At 64.0% G+C, this 14,515-nt stretch carries 11 protein-coding genes; 4 read left to right on the top strand and 7 right to left on the bottom strand.

Annotated elements, in window-relative coordinates:
- The first annotated feature begins 40 nt into the window (after positions 1 to 40).
- On the top strand, positions 41 to 4,360 hold the full coding sequence (locus tag ACWJKU_RS03525) for a DEAD/DEAH box helicase (protein WP_454145817.1): 4,320 nt from the start codon (positions 41 to 43) through the stop codon (positions 4,358 to 4,360).
- A gap of 280 nt (positions 4,361 to 4,640) precedes the next feature.
- On the opposite strand, the gene ACWJKU_RS03530 is transcribed toward ACWJKU_RS03525, so the two are convergent.
- Together ACWJKU_RS03530 and mobA are read right to left on the bottom strand one after the other, a co-directional pair.
- Positions 4,641 to 5,384: a flagellar brake protein gene (locus ACWJKU_RS03530; RefSeq protein WP_454145819.1), complete on the bottom strand. Its 744-nt coding sequence runs from the start codon at positions 5,382 to 5,384 to the stop codon at positions 4,641 to 4,643.
- Between the two features lie 203 nt (positions 5,385 to 5,587).
- Entirely contained in the window at positions 5,588 to 6,199 is a 612-nt protein-coding gene (gene mobA, locus ACWJKU_RS03535; protein ID WP_454145821.1) for a molybdenum cofactor guanylyltransferase MobA, read from the bottom strand.
- 45 nt (positions 6,200 to 6,244) lie between these two features.
- Between mobA and ACWJKU_RS03540 the strand changes: the two genes are divergently transcribed.
- Positions 6,245 to 6,703 (top strand): DUF302 domain-containing protein, encoded by a 459-nt coding sequence (locus ACWJKU_RS03540; RefSeq protein ID WP_454145823.1) that lies wholly within the window; start codon positions 6,245 to 6,247, stop codon positions 6,701 to 6,703.
- A gap of 79 nt (positions 6,704 to 6,782) precedes the next feature.
- The gene (locus tag ACWJKU_RS03545; protein WP_454145825.1) at positions 6,783 to 7,205 is read left to right on the top strand and encodes a hypothetical protein; all 423 of its coding nucleotides are present in this window, start codon (positions 6,783 to 6,785) and stop codon (positions 7,203 to 7,205) included.
- A 257-nt stretch (positions 7,206 to 7,462) separates the two neighbouring features.
- Here the strand turns inward: ACWJKU_RS03545 and ACWJKU_RS03550 are convergent, their stop codons facing one another.
- Complete coding sequence (locus tag ACWJKU_RS03550; RefSeq protein ID WP_454145827.1) at positions 7,463 to 8,857, bottom strand: Coenzyme F420 hydrogenase/dehydrogenase, beta subunit C-terminal domain; 1,395 nt, start codon at positions 8,855 to 8,857, stop codon at positions 7,463 to 7,465.
- Between the two features lie 5 nt (positions 8,858 to 8,862).
- The gene (locus ACWJKU_RS03555) at positions 8,863 to 9,936 is read right to left on the bottom strand and encodes a polysaccharide pyruvyl transferase family protein (protein WP_454145829.1); all 1,074 of its coding nucleotides are present in this window, start codon (positions 9,934 to 9,936) and stop codon (positions 8,863 to 8,865) included.
- Positions 9,937 to 10,198: 262 nt separating this feature from the next.
- On the opposite strand from ACWJKU_RS03555, the gene ACWJKU_RS03560 reads away from it, so the two are divergent.
- The gene (locus tag ACWJKU_RS03560; RefSeq protein WP_454145831.1) at positions 10,199 to 11,833 is read left to right on the top strand and encodes a hypothetical protein; all 1,635 of its coding nucleotides are present in this window, start codon (positions 10,199 to 10,201) and stop codon (positions 11,831 to 11,833) included.
- A gap of 67 nt (positions 11,834 to 11,900) precedes the next feature.
- Here the strand turns inward: ACWJKU_RS03560 and ACWJKU_RS03565 are convergent, their stop codons facing one another.
- The 3 genes from ACWJKU_RS03565 to ACWJKU_RS03575 all read right to left on the bottom strand — a co-directional run bounded on the left by ACWJKU_RS03565 (position 11,901) and on the right by ACWJKU_RS03575 (position 14,450).
- On the bottom strand, positions 11,901 to 12,512 hold the full coding sequence (locus ACWJKU_RS03565) for a histidine phosphatase family protein (protein ID WP_454145833.1): 612 nt from the start codon (positions 12,510 to 12,512) through the stop codon (positions 11,901 to 11,903).
- Positions 12,509 to 13,399, bottom strand: a complete 891-nt coding sequence (locus ACWJKU_RS03570; protein ID WP_454145835.1) for a hypothetical protein — start codon at positions 13,397 to 13,399, stop codon at positions 12,509 to 12,511. The genes ACWJKU_RS03565 and ACWJKU_RS03570 overlap by 4 nt, the downstream gene beginning before the upstream one ends.
- 226 nt (positions 13,400 to 13,625) lie before the next feature.
- Positions 13,626 to 14,450 carry a TIGR04290 family methyltransferase gene (locus ACWJKU_RS03575; RefSeq protein WP_454145837.1) on the bottom strand — a complete coding sequence of 275 codons (825 nt, stop codon included), beginning with the start codon at positions 14,448 to 14,450 and terminating at the stop codon, positions 13,626 to 13,628.
- Positions 14,451 to 14,515 lie beyond the last annotated feature (65 nt).

Here is a 14,515-nt window from a genome sequence, read left to right on the forward strand (position 1 = left end):
CGATTGAGATTGCCGCCCGCTTTGGGATAACGTAGCCCCCATGATTCTCGACCGCTTCCACCCCGCCGTCTCGGCCTGGTTCCGGGATGCTTTTCCCGCGCCCACCGACTGCCAAACCGAGGCCTGGGACGCCATCAAGTCCGGCCGGCATACGCTGATCGCCGCGCCCACTGGCTCCGGCAAGACCCTGGCGGCATTTCTCGCCGCCATCGACGACCTGGTTCGGGAAGGCGAAGTCTTCGGCTTGCCGGAAGAAACCCGCGTGCTCTACGTCTCGCCGCTCAAGGCCCTGAGCAACGACATTCACAAGAACCTCGAAGCGCCGCTGGACGGCATCAACGCCAAACTGTTCGAACTCGGCTCGACCGACGTGGCGATCCGCTCGCAGGTCCGAACCGGCGACACCCCGGCGCTGACGCGGGCGGCCATGAACAAGCATCCTCCCCATATACTGGTGACTACGCCCGAGTCGGTTTATATCCTGCTGACCAGCGAGGGCGGCCGGCGCATGCTGAAAACCGTGCGCACGGTGATCGTCGACGAAATCCATGCGATGGCGGGCAGCAAGCGCGGGTCGCACCTGGCCTTGTCGCTGGAACGGCTGGATCGCCTGGTCGAGCACCGGCTCACCCGCATCGGCCTGTCCGCCACTCAGAACCCGATCGAGGCGGTGGCCGAGTTTCTGACCGGCGGGGCCGATTGCCGCATCATCGATACCGGACACCGGCGCCGGCTCGACCTTGCCATCGAATTGCCCGATTCGCCGCTCGAAGCCGTGCTGTCCCAGCAGGCGGCCAAGGAAATCTACGACCGCATGACCGCGCTGATCGAGGCGCACAAAACCACGCTGATCTTCGTCAACACGCGCCGGCTGGCGGAACGGGTGGCCCGCGCCCTGAGCGAACGGCTGGGCGAGGAGCACGTCACCTCGCACCACGGCAGCCTGTCGCGGGACCAGCGCCTGTCCGCCGAACACCGGCTGAAAACGGGGAAACTGAAAGCTTTGGTCGCCACGGCGTCCCTGGAACTCGGCATCGACGTGGGCGACGTGGATCTCGTTTGCCAACTGGGAACCACCGGCTCGGTCGCCACGTTTCTGCAACGAGTCGGCCGTTCCGGACATTTCGCCGGCGGCTTGCCCAAGGGCCGGCTGTTCCCGGCCAGCCGGGACGATCTCATCGAGTGCATTGCCCTGATCGACGCGGTGCGGCGGGGCGAACTGGATCGTTTGGTCATGCCGCATAAACCAGTGGACGTCCTGGCCCAGCAGATCGTGGCGATGGTGGCCGCCGAAGATTGGTCCGAGGACGCGCTTTACCGCACCGTGTGCCGCGCTTATCCCTACCGGGATCTGAGCCGAAAGGAGTTCGACGAGGTCGTCAAGATGCTGGCGGAAGGCTTCAGTACCCGGCGCGGGCCGCGCGGCGCCTATTTGCACCGGGACGGCATCCACAAGCGCCTGCGCGCCCGTCGCGGCGCGAGGCTCACCGCCGTGACCTGCGGCGGGGCGATTCCGGACAATGCCGAGTACCGCGTGATCCTGGAACCTTCCGGGGAATTCATCGGCACCGTCGACGAGGATTTCGCCATCGAGAGCCTGGCCGGCGACGTTTTCCAGCTCGGCAACGCGAGCTGGCGGGTTCTGCGGATCGAAGCCGGCACCCTGCGCGTCGAGGACGCCCGTCATCAGCCGCCCAGTATCCCGTTCTGGTTCGGCGAAGCGCCGGGGCGGACGCACGAGCTGTCGTACGCGGTGTCGCGGCTCCGGCGGGAAATCGAGGGACGCTTGGAGGAAAACGCTTGTAATCAGAATCTGAATCTTCCCGCCGCCCGCGCGCATCTCGAAAACGAAATCGGCATATCGCCGCCGGCCGCGATGCAGGCCGTCAACTATCTGGCCGCCGCCAAGCTGGCCCTTAGCACGCTGCCCACCTTGGACACCCTGGTGTTCGAACGCTTTTTCGACGAATCGGGCGGCATGCAGTTCATCATTCACGCGCCCTACGGCAGCCGGGTCAATCGCGGCTGGGGACTCGCCTTGCGCAAGCGCTTCTGCCGCACCTTCAACTTCGAGCTGCAAGCCGCCGCCACCGAGAACGCCATCATCCTCTCCTTAGGCACTTCGCAAAGCTTCCCGTTGGAAGACGTCACCCGTTTCCTGAGCATCAACACCGTGCGCGAAATATTGGTGCAGGCGCTGCTCGCGGCGCCCATGTTCAACGTGCGCTGGCGCTGGAACGCGGTCTGTTCGCTGGCGCTCAAGCGCTTTCAGGGCGGCCGCAAGACGCCTCCCTATCTTCTCCGCATGCAGGCGGAAGACCTCGTCACTGCGGTGTTTCCCGACCAGCTCGCATGCTTCGAGAACATCGTCGGCGACCGGGATGTGCCCGATCATCCGCTGGTCAACCAGACCGTGCACGATTGCCTGACCGAAGCGATGGACATCGACCGGCTGATCGAGGTGATCGGCGGGATCGAAAGCGGCACGATCCGCGTGGTGGGCCGCGATCTGACCGAGCCCTCGCCGCTCGCTGCCGAAATCGTCAACTCCAAGGTTTACAGCTTCCTCGACGGCGCACCTCTGGAAGAGCGAAGGACCCGCGCGGTGGCCAGCCGCCGCTGGCTCGATCCTTCGGAAGCCGCTGACCTCGGCCGTCTCGACCAGGCGGCCATCGATCGGGTGCGGCAGGAAGCCTGGCCCGAAGCCGCCAACGCCGACGAGCTGCACGATGCCTTGCAGATGCTGGGCTTTCTCCGGCAATCCGAAGCGGAGGTCGGTTGGGAAGGATTCTTTCGCGAATTGAAACGCCAGGGCCGCGTGGCGGAATTGGTCGGCCCGACCGGCAACATGCTCTGGATCGCGGCCGAGCGCTTGCCACAATTCCGGGCAGTGTATGCGCAAGCCGACGGCTCCTCCTCCGCTCGCATCGCTTATGCCCCGCAACTGCCGCCGGACTATCGGGAGCAAGGCTGGATACCGGAAGACGCGCTGAAAGAAATCGTCCGCGGGCGCATCGACTGCACCGGCCCGGTCACCGCGGCGGCGCTGGCCGAAGCCTTGGGCCTCCCCGTAAGCCGCATCGAATACGCTCTCTTGGCGCTGCAAACCGAAGGCTTCGTCCTGCGCGGATCGTACACACCGGGAAGCCGTGCCGAGGAATGGTGCGAGAGACGCTTGCTGGCGCGCATCCATCGCTACACCATCAACCGTTTGCGGCAAGAAATCGAACCGGTTTCCGGCGCCGATTTCATGCGCTTCCTGTTTCGCTGGCAGCACGTGCATCCCGAGAGCCGCATGCAGGGCGCGCAGGCGCTCGCGGCAATCCTGGCCCAACTGGAAGGTTTCGATGCGGCCGCGGTCGCCTGGGAAGGCGATCTGCTGCCGGCACGGATCGCCGATTACGACCCGGCCTGGCTCGACGCCCTGTGCCTTTCGGGCAAGATCGTCTGGACCCGGCTGTCCGCCGCCAAAGGCGGGCAAGGCCCCGTAAAATCCTCGCCCCTGGCGCTCGTCGGCCGGCGTCATCTCTCCTACTGGCGACAGTTCGCCGCCGCGTGCGAGTCGACCGACTTGTCACCCGCCGCACAGCGGGTCGCTGAAATTTTGAGCACCCGCGGAGCGCTCTTCTTCGAGGAACTGGCACAGTGGGCGGGCCTCCTGCCGACGCAACTGGAAAACACGCTGGCGGAACTGGTGGCGCGCGGGCGGGTCGCCTCGGACAGTTTCATGGGACTGCGCGCCCTGCTGATCCCGGAACAGAAAAAGCAGCGCTATCGGGGGCTTTCCTTCGGAATGGCGGAAGCCGGACGCTGGACGCTGGTTCAACCTCCGCCGCGGAGCGACGAAAGCCCGTCCGAGTCGGCCGATCAGGAAGCCGCCGAGCATGTCGCCGGGATGCTGCTCAAGCGTTATGGCGTCGTGTTCCGGGCGTTGTTGGCGCGCGAGACCGTTGCGCGGCCCTGGCAGGACGTCCTTCGTATATACCGGCGTCTGGAAGCCCGCGGCGAGATACGCGGCGGACGCTTCGTGGCCGGACATTTCGGCGAGCAGTTCGCTTTGCCCGAGGCGGTGGAGACCCTGCGCGCGGTGCGCAAGGAGCAGGATACGGAAACCCTGGTCACGCTCAGCGCCGTCGATCCGCTGAATCTCGTCGGCATCGTCACGCCCGGCGCCAAAATCCCCGCGCTCCCCGGCAATCGCGTGCTGTTCCGGGGCGGTATCCCGACCGCCCTGCACGTCGGCAAGGAAACGCAGTTCCTGGTTTCGGTGGAGAAGCACCGGGAGTGGGAATTCAAGAATAGGCTGACGCAACGGACCATCCCGCCGCAGCTCAGGGCTTATCTCGGTTCGGCATCGTAAGGAAGCTCTGATTAAGAACCTATCTCAATAGGCCGTCCGCCCTGAGCCCTTCGACTCGGCTCAGGACAGGCATTATTCGCGGACGCGACCGGTGCGGTTCGTCCCTCACCGCACCCTACAAGCTATCGGTCGTAGGATGTGGTGAGCGCAGCGAGCCGCATCATTCGCGGTGGCCTGCCCGCTCGTCGCGTTACGCCTCGCCCTGCCGGTTTGTCCCTTTCGCTCTACCCATCCCACGATCGATTTCAAAAGCCGGAAACGGCCAAATCCCTCGGAGCTCTCAACGGGACAGACCGCCCTGGCGTTTCTTCTGCAGTTCGACCTCGTAGATGAATTTCTGGAGCATGACTTCGAAGTTCCGGCCGGCGCCGAGGAAAAGACAGCCCACCCGCTGACCGGCCGGCGGACGGACCCTGGCCGTCGCGACTTTGTTGCATATCTCGAGGCCCAGCGTGACCTCGCCGTGGCCGGGCAGGATCAGCCTGCATCCTTCGAGAATATGGCCTATGGCGAACGCATCGCCGAGCCGGTGGGTTTTGTCGGTCAGAGCCAGCCCTGAAAGACTGATGTCGGCGATGCCGAACTCCGCCGGCTCGTCGTCCAGCCTGAGCACGCATTTGGCCGGCATGGCGAGAGGAATCGCCACCCGGTAAAACGTCCGCTGCTGCCGCCAGTACAAGGCGTCCGGGATCGGGGCCGCGAGCACCGTCTGTCCGCTCAAGGTCGCTCCGACGAGCCCGGTCAGGGTAAACCGGCTGCGGACACCGGCGACTTGTCCCGCAAACACGGTCCGCTGGGCCCCCAGCAATTGCCGGTCGACGTCGGCGCTCCCGCTCGAATCCACGACCACCAGTTCCTTTTCCGGCATCACTTGTACGACCACGGTTACGAAACTCGAGCCTTTTCCGTCCGGCTGAGCGCTCAAAAGACATTTTTTCGCCTGCATCAGTCTGAGCTTTTCGATGATCTCGCTCCGGTCTTTCAGAAGGTATCCGCCTTGGTTTTCGATGGAATCGGCTTGCATGGGTCGCTATGGAATTGAAGGGCCGTGTCGGGACTAAAGCTTAGCAGGGGAATGCGCCGAAACGCGGAACCGGAATCGTCCGCCGTTTCGCCGGAGGCGCGTCGAAAACGATGCTTTCGCCGCCGTCGAGGACCGGGAAGCGCCGTCCCTCGGCGCGGGCGTGCATGGTCGCGCCGGCCTGCCGCGCCGGTGTTGAAGATCAATCAGGACGATACGCCGGCAGTTACCGTGCGCTCCAGCGCCGCCAGTTCTTCCGGCGTGTTGATGTTGGCGAACAACTCGGGATGGTCGCTGAAATCGGCCAGAGCGAGCGTGTGCTGCTCGAGCCAAAGGCCGACCTTCCGTTGGCTGCTCGCCAGGTAGCGCTCCAGGCTGTCCGCCAGGCGCCGTTCCGCCAACAGGAAAACCGGGTGCAGGCGTTCGCCGTCGTGGGCGGCGCAGAGCTCGGCCCCGGTCTCCGCCATCACCCGGCACAGCCGTTCCAGAAGCCGCCCCGTCACCAGCGGCGAATCGCAGGGCACGGTCAAAACATAAGGCGTTTCCGCCGCGCGCATGGCGCTGAGCAATCCGGCCAGAGGCCCGTCGAAGGCGTCGGTCCGATCGGGCACTACCGGGTGGCCGAAACGCGCGTATGCCTCCCGGTTCCGATTGGCGTTAATCAGAATGTGCGCGGCGACCGAATCCAGGGCGTCTAGGGCATAGCTCGCCAGCGGCCTGCCCTTGAAGCGAATCAGTCCCTTGTCTTCGCCGCCCATTCGCCGGGCCCGCCCGCCGGCCAGAACCACGCCGGTTATTTTTGCCCGCTCTAAAATCATGGTGATAAGCTAAAAATCGAGTTTCGACACCTTACCGTTTAGCGTATGCGTCTGTTTCCAGGTTCGATTGTCGCACTGCTGCTGATTATCCTGCCAGGGTGCGCCGCCCAAAAAGGTCCCGAGCCGCTCTATTATCGAGCCGAGACCGCCAAACCCTATCAAGACGTTCTGGCCGAACTGGAACTCGCCATTACCGAACGGAATTTCCGCATCACCGGCCACAACAGGATCGGCAGCGTGATCCGGGAGCGCGAAAACATCCGTTTTCCGGATTACGACACCATTCAGTTCTGCAATCTCACGCTGGCCCGCGAGATGCTGGAAATTTCGCCGGAATCGGTCATTTACATGCCCTGCAACGTGGCGGTACGTTCCGAGAACGGCAAGGTCGTCGTGATCACCCATTTGCTGCCGACCCGTTCGGCCAATTCGAAAATGAACGAGTTCGCCCGGCAAATGAACGAAAAACTCAAACAAATCGTGGACTTTGCGGTCGAAGACTGAGCCTCATAAATTGCGCCGCCCGCTTGCGCTGCACTATCATGTGGCGATTTCGAGACAGGCTTTACGAGAACGACCGAACATGAAAATCCCCGTTTTTTCCTCGAATCTCCGTTGGACCGCGGCGATTGCCGCGCTGATTCTGGCGTCGGGCTGCGCCTCCACGCCTCCCGAGCCGGAGACGTCGGCAAAGGAGACCAACGATTTTCCCACCCTGGCCAGAGTCGAATACGTCTTGCAGTGCATGCAGGAGAATGGTGGCCAGAACTACAACAACCTTTATCACTGCACCTGTAGCGCCGACAAGATCGCCAGCAAGATGAGCTACGACGAATTCACCCAGGCGCAGACCTTCACCTACGCCTTCGGCATGGGCGGCGACCGCGGCGCGGAATTCCGCGATCCGCCGCAATCCGCAAAGCTGCGCGACAAGTACAAGGACGCGATGAAATACGCCAAGGAAGCGTGCTTTCCGGCCCGTGCGGATGGAAACGCGAAGAAATAAAGGCACTCTCGCGAGCGATAAGGTTCGCTTCGCTCACCGCACCTGCGTCCGAGTAGTCCTCCGTATCGGGAAAGGATTCTACGGGACGCGGTTCATTAGAGAAGCTCTGGTGAAGTCCTTCGACAGGCTCGGGACGAACGGTAACGTATCGATGCCGTTCGCGGTGAGCCCTTCGACCCGGCTCAGGACAGGCCTGTCGAACGCTCTCCTGAGCCGAGTCGAAGGGCATGAACGGAATCTACTTATTCGGAACGTCCTTAATGTTGCCCCCATCGGTCGATCATCGCGCCGAGCCTGCCCCGGGAATAGGCTAGGGCGTGATAGATCGTCGAAGCCAGGCGGGCCCAGCGGACGTAGAGTTCCGGCCGCCGGATAGAGCGGGCGAGCCGGAATACCCGATGGCTCCAGACCGTGATCAGGCCGCGCGATCGGTAAATCAGTTTGCGCCGTGTGGACAGGCCTCGGGAATCCGGTTGTACGCGCTTGCGCGGCCCGATCCCGGAACGCCGCCAGCACAGCCGATAGGCGAGCCCTTCCCGGCGCTGGCGGAAACCCGCGGCCTGGGTTCGTTCGACGAATCGGGCGTCGACCGGCTTCAGGCGCAGCCGGCCTCGCGCGATGCCGGCATTCACCAGCCTTTCCATTTCCGGCGAGCGGACGATGACCACATTGGTGCCGCGCCCGTCGGACGAATGAGGTTCCACCCAGGCGTCGCCGAAGGCGATATCGGCGGTTTCCGCGACCACGTCGTCGCAGAAATTGCAGGCCGGGTTCTGAAAGAAACCGGCGCCCCAGTCGCCGTCCGCCAGATGCCACCAATCCTTCTGCACCACCCGCCCGCTCCCGAGCGCCAATTGAGCCGTGTACCAGTTCGCCGGACGATCGGGGTCCTTGAGGCGAAATTCCACACTTTGAATATCGCTTTCCGCGACGCCCATCTGCCAGGCGAGGCTTTCCACGAATCGCGCGCTTTTCATGTGGCCGCAGAAAAGCCCCAAGGTGAAGCGGAAGCGCTCCCGCAACGCCGGGTCCTCGCGGCGAAGGAGTTGCAGCGCCTTGATGAAACAGGGAACTCCGACCACGGCGTAGCGGCCCGGATTAGAGAGGACGATTCCGAGCACATCCGATAATTCCACCGGGTAATAGCGCGACTTCGCGCCGGCCAGGATTTCGTCCTCGGTGCGCGAGATCCGGTAACGGAAGAACCGGCCCTCGCGCTGCGGGTCCGCGGCCGCGGCGACGTGCGCCGCACCGTCGATCCGCCCGGTGCGCAGCAATTCGGCCAACACCCAACTGACCATGCCGCCCGAGCTTCCTCGTTCGCGGAAATCCTTCTCCGCAACGTAGCCGACGTAAGCGGCGCGAAAACGGCCCACGGCGGCATCGTGCCGGCCGGCTTCGGGAAACAGCGCCTCGGCCAGTTCGTCTTCGTTTCCCGCGGACGGCGAAAACGGGCAGGTTCGCGCGAATTCCGCGGATCGGCGGCGCAGCCATTCGGGAGAACCGCTTGGCTTGTAGTGTCCGTAACGATCCAGCTCCATCCGTACGCCTGGATCGTTCGCTCTAGCCGCGCAAGCGCCGCAGCCGACGCACAGCCCGGAACGTACGATATCCTGTGGAGCGAAAATCGGCTGATCGAGCGCGGACGGCATGGCGATCAGCCCAGCGCGCGATCGAGATAGTCGACCGACCTTCGGCGGAAATAGTCGATCCGGTCGAGTATCTCGGAATCCAAAGGTTCGCTTAAAGCGGCGCCGTAATCGCTTGCCGTCGCGTCTTCCGATAACAGGCGCTTCTCTCCGCCGATCATCGACATCAGGTTTTCGATCTTGGTGGACCGATAGAGGGACCTTTCGCAGACGAAAGGCTTGGCATGGCGCAGGGCGAAGATACAGCCGTGGAAGAAGTTGGTCGCCACCGCGTCGGCACGGGTCATGGCATGGGCGAAATCGTGCGGCCCGGCCGTGATCCATTGGCGATCGGCCCAGTCGTTCCGGTAGCCCAGGCTGACCAGCGGATAGCCGCGCGACCCGGCCCAGCGCCGGATTTCCCGAGCGAATGCCTCGGAAAAATTGTGCCCGTAAACCGCCACGAAAGGCCGGTCCGGCCCGCGCCAGACGCCGTCCGGTCTCGCCATGAACTGAAGACAGGGATCGAGCACCAGTTCCGGTTCGAAGCCGAGCGCGTTTCGGATAATGGCGCGGGAGTTGTCGTCGCGAACCGAAATGGTCTCGAACCGGCGCAACCGGTCCGCCCAAACCGGTTCGAGTCCCTTCGATCCGTCGTAATTGCCGAAACTGGCGGCGTACGAGACCAGGCGCCGCGCGCGGACGCCTACTCCGAAGAAGAATGGACACCCGCCGTACCACGGATGGGTTAAATTCCAGACCTCGTCGCTGCCGACGATCACCCGGTCGAAGCGCTCGGCGGTATCCGCACTTTCGGGATCGAAGCGCGGCGAACGCGGCAAGGCGGAAACGGCCCGCACGAACTTGAGTAGCTTCAGGCCGTAGAGCGGATAGTCCGAAACCGGAACCGCGGTCGGCAGGACCGGCCGGAGCGCGCACGCCCATTCGCGGAGCCTGATCCGCCAGGCATCGTGATCCAGGATGACGGCCTCGTGCCCGCGCGAGCGCAGCGCCTCCGCCAGACAGCGCGCCTGCCAGTAGCTGCCGTAATTGATGCAGCGGTGAAAGGTCAGAATTCCCGTCCTTGGCGGCCGATGTTCCATCGCGTTTCCGTATGTTCCCTCCCTAACGATTAGATGGCGTACGAAAAGGGAGGTGCGCCACGGTCCAAAAAATATGATCGTCTACGGTGATCCAAGCTACGAAGAGCCTGTCGCCGCCACGCTCGGCCGGATTCGGCGGCGGGCCGAGCGTGCGAGCGGTTCTGCGCCGGATCGAGCGGATTCGTCGGCAAAGGAGTACCGACCTGCGGATCTTGGCCGCCGAGCCGGTCGGGAAGCCTTTCCCGACGCAATGGATGGGCACGTGGATACGGCGCTACAGTACGCGGCGGGCGAAGGACCGGACGCCCGCCGCAGGCTGCTGATCGAAGCCGGGCAACTGGAACAGGCCCTGGCCGACCGGCTGGAAAACGGCGCGCTCGTAGAACGCATCATGAGTGTCACCGATCTCGCCGCCGCTGCGTTTCTCGGTCACGCCGATCTCGGGCCATTTCAAAAAGCGCTCGCCGAGATTGAACTGCCGCCGGATCTGACGGTGCGCGTCAAGGTTCCGGAAGGATTCGCGTTCTACGCACTCTACCCGGAGCAATATGCCGAAGCCGCGAGACGGTGGCTTCGCGATCACGCGAGTTCGGGTTCGAAGCGCGCGGCGGTGGTCGGCATCCGCAGCATAGGCACGGGTCTTTCGGCGGTGGTGGCGCGGGTGCTGGCCGAGGCGGGGTGGCGCGTGCGGCGGCTCACGGTACGGCCTACGGGACATCCCTATGCCCGGCGTGCGGAGTGCCCGAGCGAGGCGGTTCGGGGAGCGGTTTTCGGGCTGGTGGTGGACGAAGGTCCGGGACTGTCCGGTTCGTCGATGGCGGCCGCGGCGCAAGCGCTGGTCGAAGCCGGCATCGACCGATCCAAAGTCTTCTTTTTTCCGGGACACGACCACGGACCCGGAGGTGCCGGAAACGAGGACGTGCGGCAATGGTGGGCCGACACGCCGCGCTATGTCGTCGGTCTGGACGAGATGACCCGGAACGGCCGGCCGCTGGTAGACGAACTGGCGTATCGCAGCGGCCCGGTCGTTCGGGTGGACGATCTGAGCGGCGGGATGTGGCGGCGTACCGTCTATGCCGGCGAGGACGAATGGCCGGCGACGTTCCCGGCATTCGAACGCACCAAGTACAGGATGGTGCGGCGTGACGGTTCGTCCGTGCTGTGGAAGTTCGAGGGCCTGACCGGCGGAGCCGACGCGGCGCGCGATCGCATGGCACGGCTGGCGAAACGAGGCTGGACGGAGGCGCCGTTGGATTCCGCCCACGGTTTCGCCGCCAGGCCCTGGATCGACGGAAAACCGCTGTCGCCGCAATGCCGTGACGTGGCGGTTTTGGACCACGTCGGGCGCTACATCCTCGATGCGGCTGATTCGGCGCTCTCGATTTCCGAACAACACACAGCGCTGGAGCGCCTGCGCGAGATGTTGTACCGGAATACGCGGGAAAGCCTGGGCGAGGCCGCGGCGGAGCGCACCCTGCGTTGGAAGCGGTCGATTCCCCTGCGCCTTCGGCCCGCCTACGGCGACGGACGGCTGGGGCCCGAGGAATGGATACGCCGGACCGACGGCAGGCTGATCAAGGTCGATTGCGCCGGGCATTCGGCGGACCACACGGCGGTGGGGCGTCAGCCCCTGGTTTGGGATCTGGCGGGGGCGATGGTCGAATGGCGGCTCGATGACGAAACGGCCCGCCCCTTGTTGAATGCGTTCGTCGACGCGGGCGGAGAGCCGCCGGCTTTGGAGACGCTGGCCTTTTACCGCGCGGCCTATGCGGCGTTTCGCTTGGGGCAGTGCGCGATCTGCGCCGGGGCGAGCGATCCGAACGAACGGCGGCGGCTTCATCGCGCCGGAGACTCGTATAAGGCGCAACTGGTTCGAATTCTCAGCCTATCCCGGTAGGCCGTTCACCCTGAGTCCTTCGACGGGCCTGTCCTGAGTCAAGAGCCTACCGGGGTAAGTTCTTGGTTTAGTAAGGCATGGGCAATTCGCTGCCCGTATTGTTGACGCAAAGCACCCAGGGGCCGTGATCGAACAGGGCGACGATACTGACCGAGGCCAGTCCGATCTCGATGCGGCTGAATAGGTCCAAGGGCACGCCCAGAAAATAGGCGAGGGCGGCCTTGATCACGTCGCCGTGGCTCACCAGGGCGATGCAGTCGTCCGGGTGCTTTTCGCGCAGCCGGAGCATTTCGGAGACGATGCGGGTCTGCGTCTCGATCATGGCTTCGCCCTTGGGAACGCGCGTGCCGCTGCGGAAGGCGTTCCATCGGCCGAAAACGTCCGAGCGGCGGAGTTCTTCGAGTTTTTTGCCGGTCCAGTCGCCGAAGTCGATTTCGTTGAGGCTTTCGAGCACGCGAACCGGCAGATCGAGCCGTTCGGACAGATGGCGGGCGGTTTCCAGCGTGCGTTCGGCGGGGCTGGAGTAGAGCGCGGAAACGGAAAGACGGGCGACCCGTTCCGCCATGTCATTGGCCTGGTCCCGCCCGAGATTGCTGAGGTGCACGCCCAGCGTCCGGCCGGCGATGACGTCGCCGCCCAAAAGATGCGCGCCGTGGCGGATCAGCAGAAACGTCGTCATCGCGCGTAGCGTCGGGTCATCTCGACGCAGAACTCGGCGAACTCCTCCACGCGCTGCGGCGGACTGGTGTGGTGGGGATCGATGCCGCGGTGCTCGGGGGTGAAGCAGTAGGTCACGGTGACCCGGAAGGGTTCGAGCGCCCGCATCTGCCTATCGAACCAATCGAGTGCGTCGGGCCGGAAGCGATCGGCCCAGCTCAGGCCGGTGCGGAGATAAGTGACGCCCAAGTCTTTCATGATCCGCACCGCGTCGTCGAGGCGGTGATCCTCGAAATGAAACCACTGGCACAGCCCCATGTCCGGCGCGTATTCGTAGAAATGCCGGAAAGCCGGTTTGGGCGTGCCGTCTTCCCGCAGCAGACCCATGTAGAAATGGCGGTAATAGGCCGAACCTTCGGCCTCGCGGTGGCGGGTCGTGGCGGGCCAGGCCCTGGGCAGATCGTAGAGACTGTACCAATGAATCCGGGGTGCCTGCCCGAGCAGGAGTTCCGCACTTCGCTCAAGGCCGAATTCCTGCACTTCCTCGGCGCCGAAGCTGGAGACGCCGACTTCGGAAATCCAGATCGGCTTGTCGTCGACGACGCCGCGAATCTCGTTCAGCTTGTCGGGCCACTCGTGAATCTGCCAGTGGTTCCAATCCAGCGGAAAACCGTGGACCGCGACCGCGTCCATGCGCCGGATGACGTCGTAACCCTTCATCCGTTCCATGAACAAAGGGTCGATGGGGGAAATGCCGCCGAGGACGATGGGAAGATTCGGATGCTCGGCGCGCAGGGCGTCGGCCGCGAGATTCACCATGTCGGCGAAAAGACGCCAGTCCCGGTCGATCTCGAAGTCCCAGTGGGATTTGTTGTTGGGTTCGTTCCAAAGCATTACCGCTTCGATCATGTTTCCTCCGCAAAGACCGTTACAGTGTTTTTCACCCCGGTTTATGGAAGTTAGTCGGCAAGCCTTTGCCCCCTCTCCCGGCCTGCGGCCACCCTCTCCCCGAGCGAGGGGAGAGGGGCAAAGGCTTGCCGGCCTACGACCGAGCGACGTAGCCCGGATGAAGTGCAACGAAATCCGGGATGATCGGAGCCGCGGGATTCCCGTATTCCACTGCGTTTCATACGGGCTACGAGTCGGTAGCGCCGCGGCTGGGATAGACCGCCCGATGATCCCAGTCTCCCATGCTCAGCTCTGTCCTTCGGCAGACGTAAACCTCCTCCTCGGGACGGGCGAGAATCTCGAAGCCGGCGCTGCGCAGCATCGCCTCGGTGCAGGCGCGGTTCGGAATCCACCAGTTGGTGGGATCGCCGGAATAGCGGTGCTCGATGAAATGCATCCTGGGAAAACCGGGCCGTTCGAACACGGTCCGTTCCTCGAGGCCGTAGTCCCGTCCCACCGCCTCGATCTCCGGGCTGCCACGCTGCATGGATTGGAACAGCAACAGGTCACGGGCGACGTGTTCGTGAATCAGATCCATTGCCAGCAAAGGGTGGCGCAGGTGATAGAACACGCCCATGAACATCACCAGATCGAAGGTTTCGCCGAGAGCGGCGACGTTGTACACGGACAGACGGCGAAATTCGATGTCCAGCCCTTTGACCTCGGCCGCGAAGCGGGCCTGGGCCAGATAAGCCTCGTCGGAGTCGATGCCGACGACCCGCTCGGCGCCGCGCTTTTTCATCTCGATGGCGTAGAAACCGGCGTTGCAGCCGATGTCGAGCACCGACCGGCCGCTCAGATCGGCGGGCAGGGCGTCGGCGAACTGCCGCCATTTGACGGCGGGATAGTCGCCGAGGAAATGATTCGGGGCCGTGCGTACGCCGCCCAGGTCGAGATTGTGGAACCATTCGCCCAGCTCGCGGACGCGCCGCTCGATGCGCTCGCGGGTCCCGACGGTGCCGGATAGCTGGCTCGATTTGTGGCGGGCGTCCATGGACGGTTTCTCGCTCATCGGATCGGTAACGTCATGTAGGATGCGGTAAGTTTCCGGACCGCATCAATCGCGAACGATGCGGT

The organism is Methylocaldum sp. MU1018 (assembly GCF_053646775.1).

Excerpts from the sequence above, each read along its gene's own strand:
- ACWJKU_RS03525 (WP_454145817.1), top strand. The coding sequence starts at position 41 with ATGATTCTCGACCGCTTCCACCCCGCCGTCTCGGCCTGGTTCCGGGAT.
- ACWJKU_RS03565 (WP_454145833.1), bottom strand. The coding sequence starts at position 12,512 with ATGACGACGTTTCTGCTGATCCGCCACGGCGCGCATCTTTTGGGCGGC.
- ACWJKU_RS03545 (WP_454145825.1), top strand. The coding sequence starts at position 6,783 with ATGAAAATCCCCGTTTTTTCCTCGAATCTCCGTTGGACCGCGGCGATT.
- mobA (WP_454145821.1), bottom strand. The coding sequence starts at position 6,199 with ATGATTTTAGAGCGGGCAAAAATAACCGGCGTGGTTCTGGCCGGCGGG.
- ACWJKU_RS03570 (WP_454145835.1), bottom strand. The coding sequence starts at position 13,399 with ATGATCGAAGCGGTAATGCTTTGGAACGAACCCAACAACAAATCCCAC.
- ACWJKU_RS03530 (WP_454145819.1), bottom strand. The coding sequence starts at position 5,384 with ATGCAAGCCGATTCCATCGAAAACCAAGGCGGATACCTTCTGAAAGAC.
- ACWJKU_RS03550 (WP_454145827.1), bottom strand. The coding sequence starts at position 8,857 with ATGCCGTCCGCGCTCGATCAGCCGATTTTCGCTCCACAGGATATCGTA.
- ACWJKU_RS03555 (WP_454145829.1), bottom strand. The coding sequence starts at position 9,936 with ATGGAACATCGGCCGCCAAGGACGGGAATTCTGACCTTTCACCGCTGC.
- ACWJKU_RS03540 (WP_454145823.1), top strand. The coding sequence starts at position 6,245 with ATGCGTCTGTTTCCAGGTTCGATTGTCGCACTGCTGCTGATTATCCTG.
- ACWJKU_RS03575 (WP_454145837.1), bottom strand. The coding sequence starts at position 14,450 with ATGAGCGAGAAACCGTCCATGGACGCCCGCCACAAATCGAGCCAGCTA.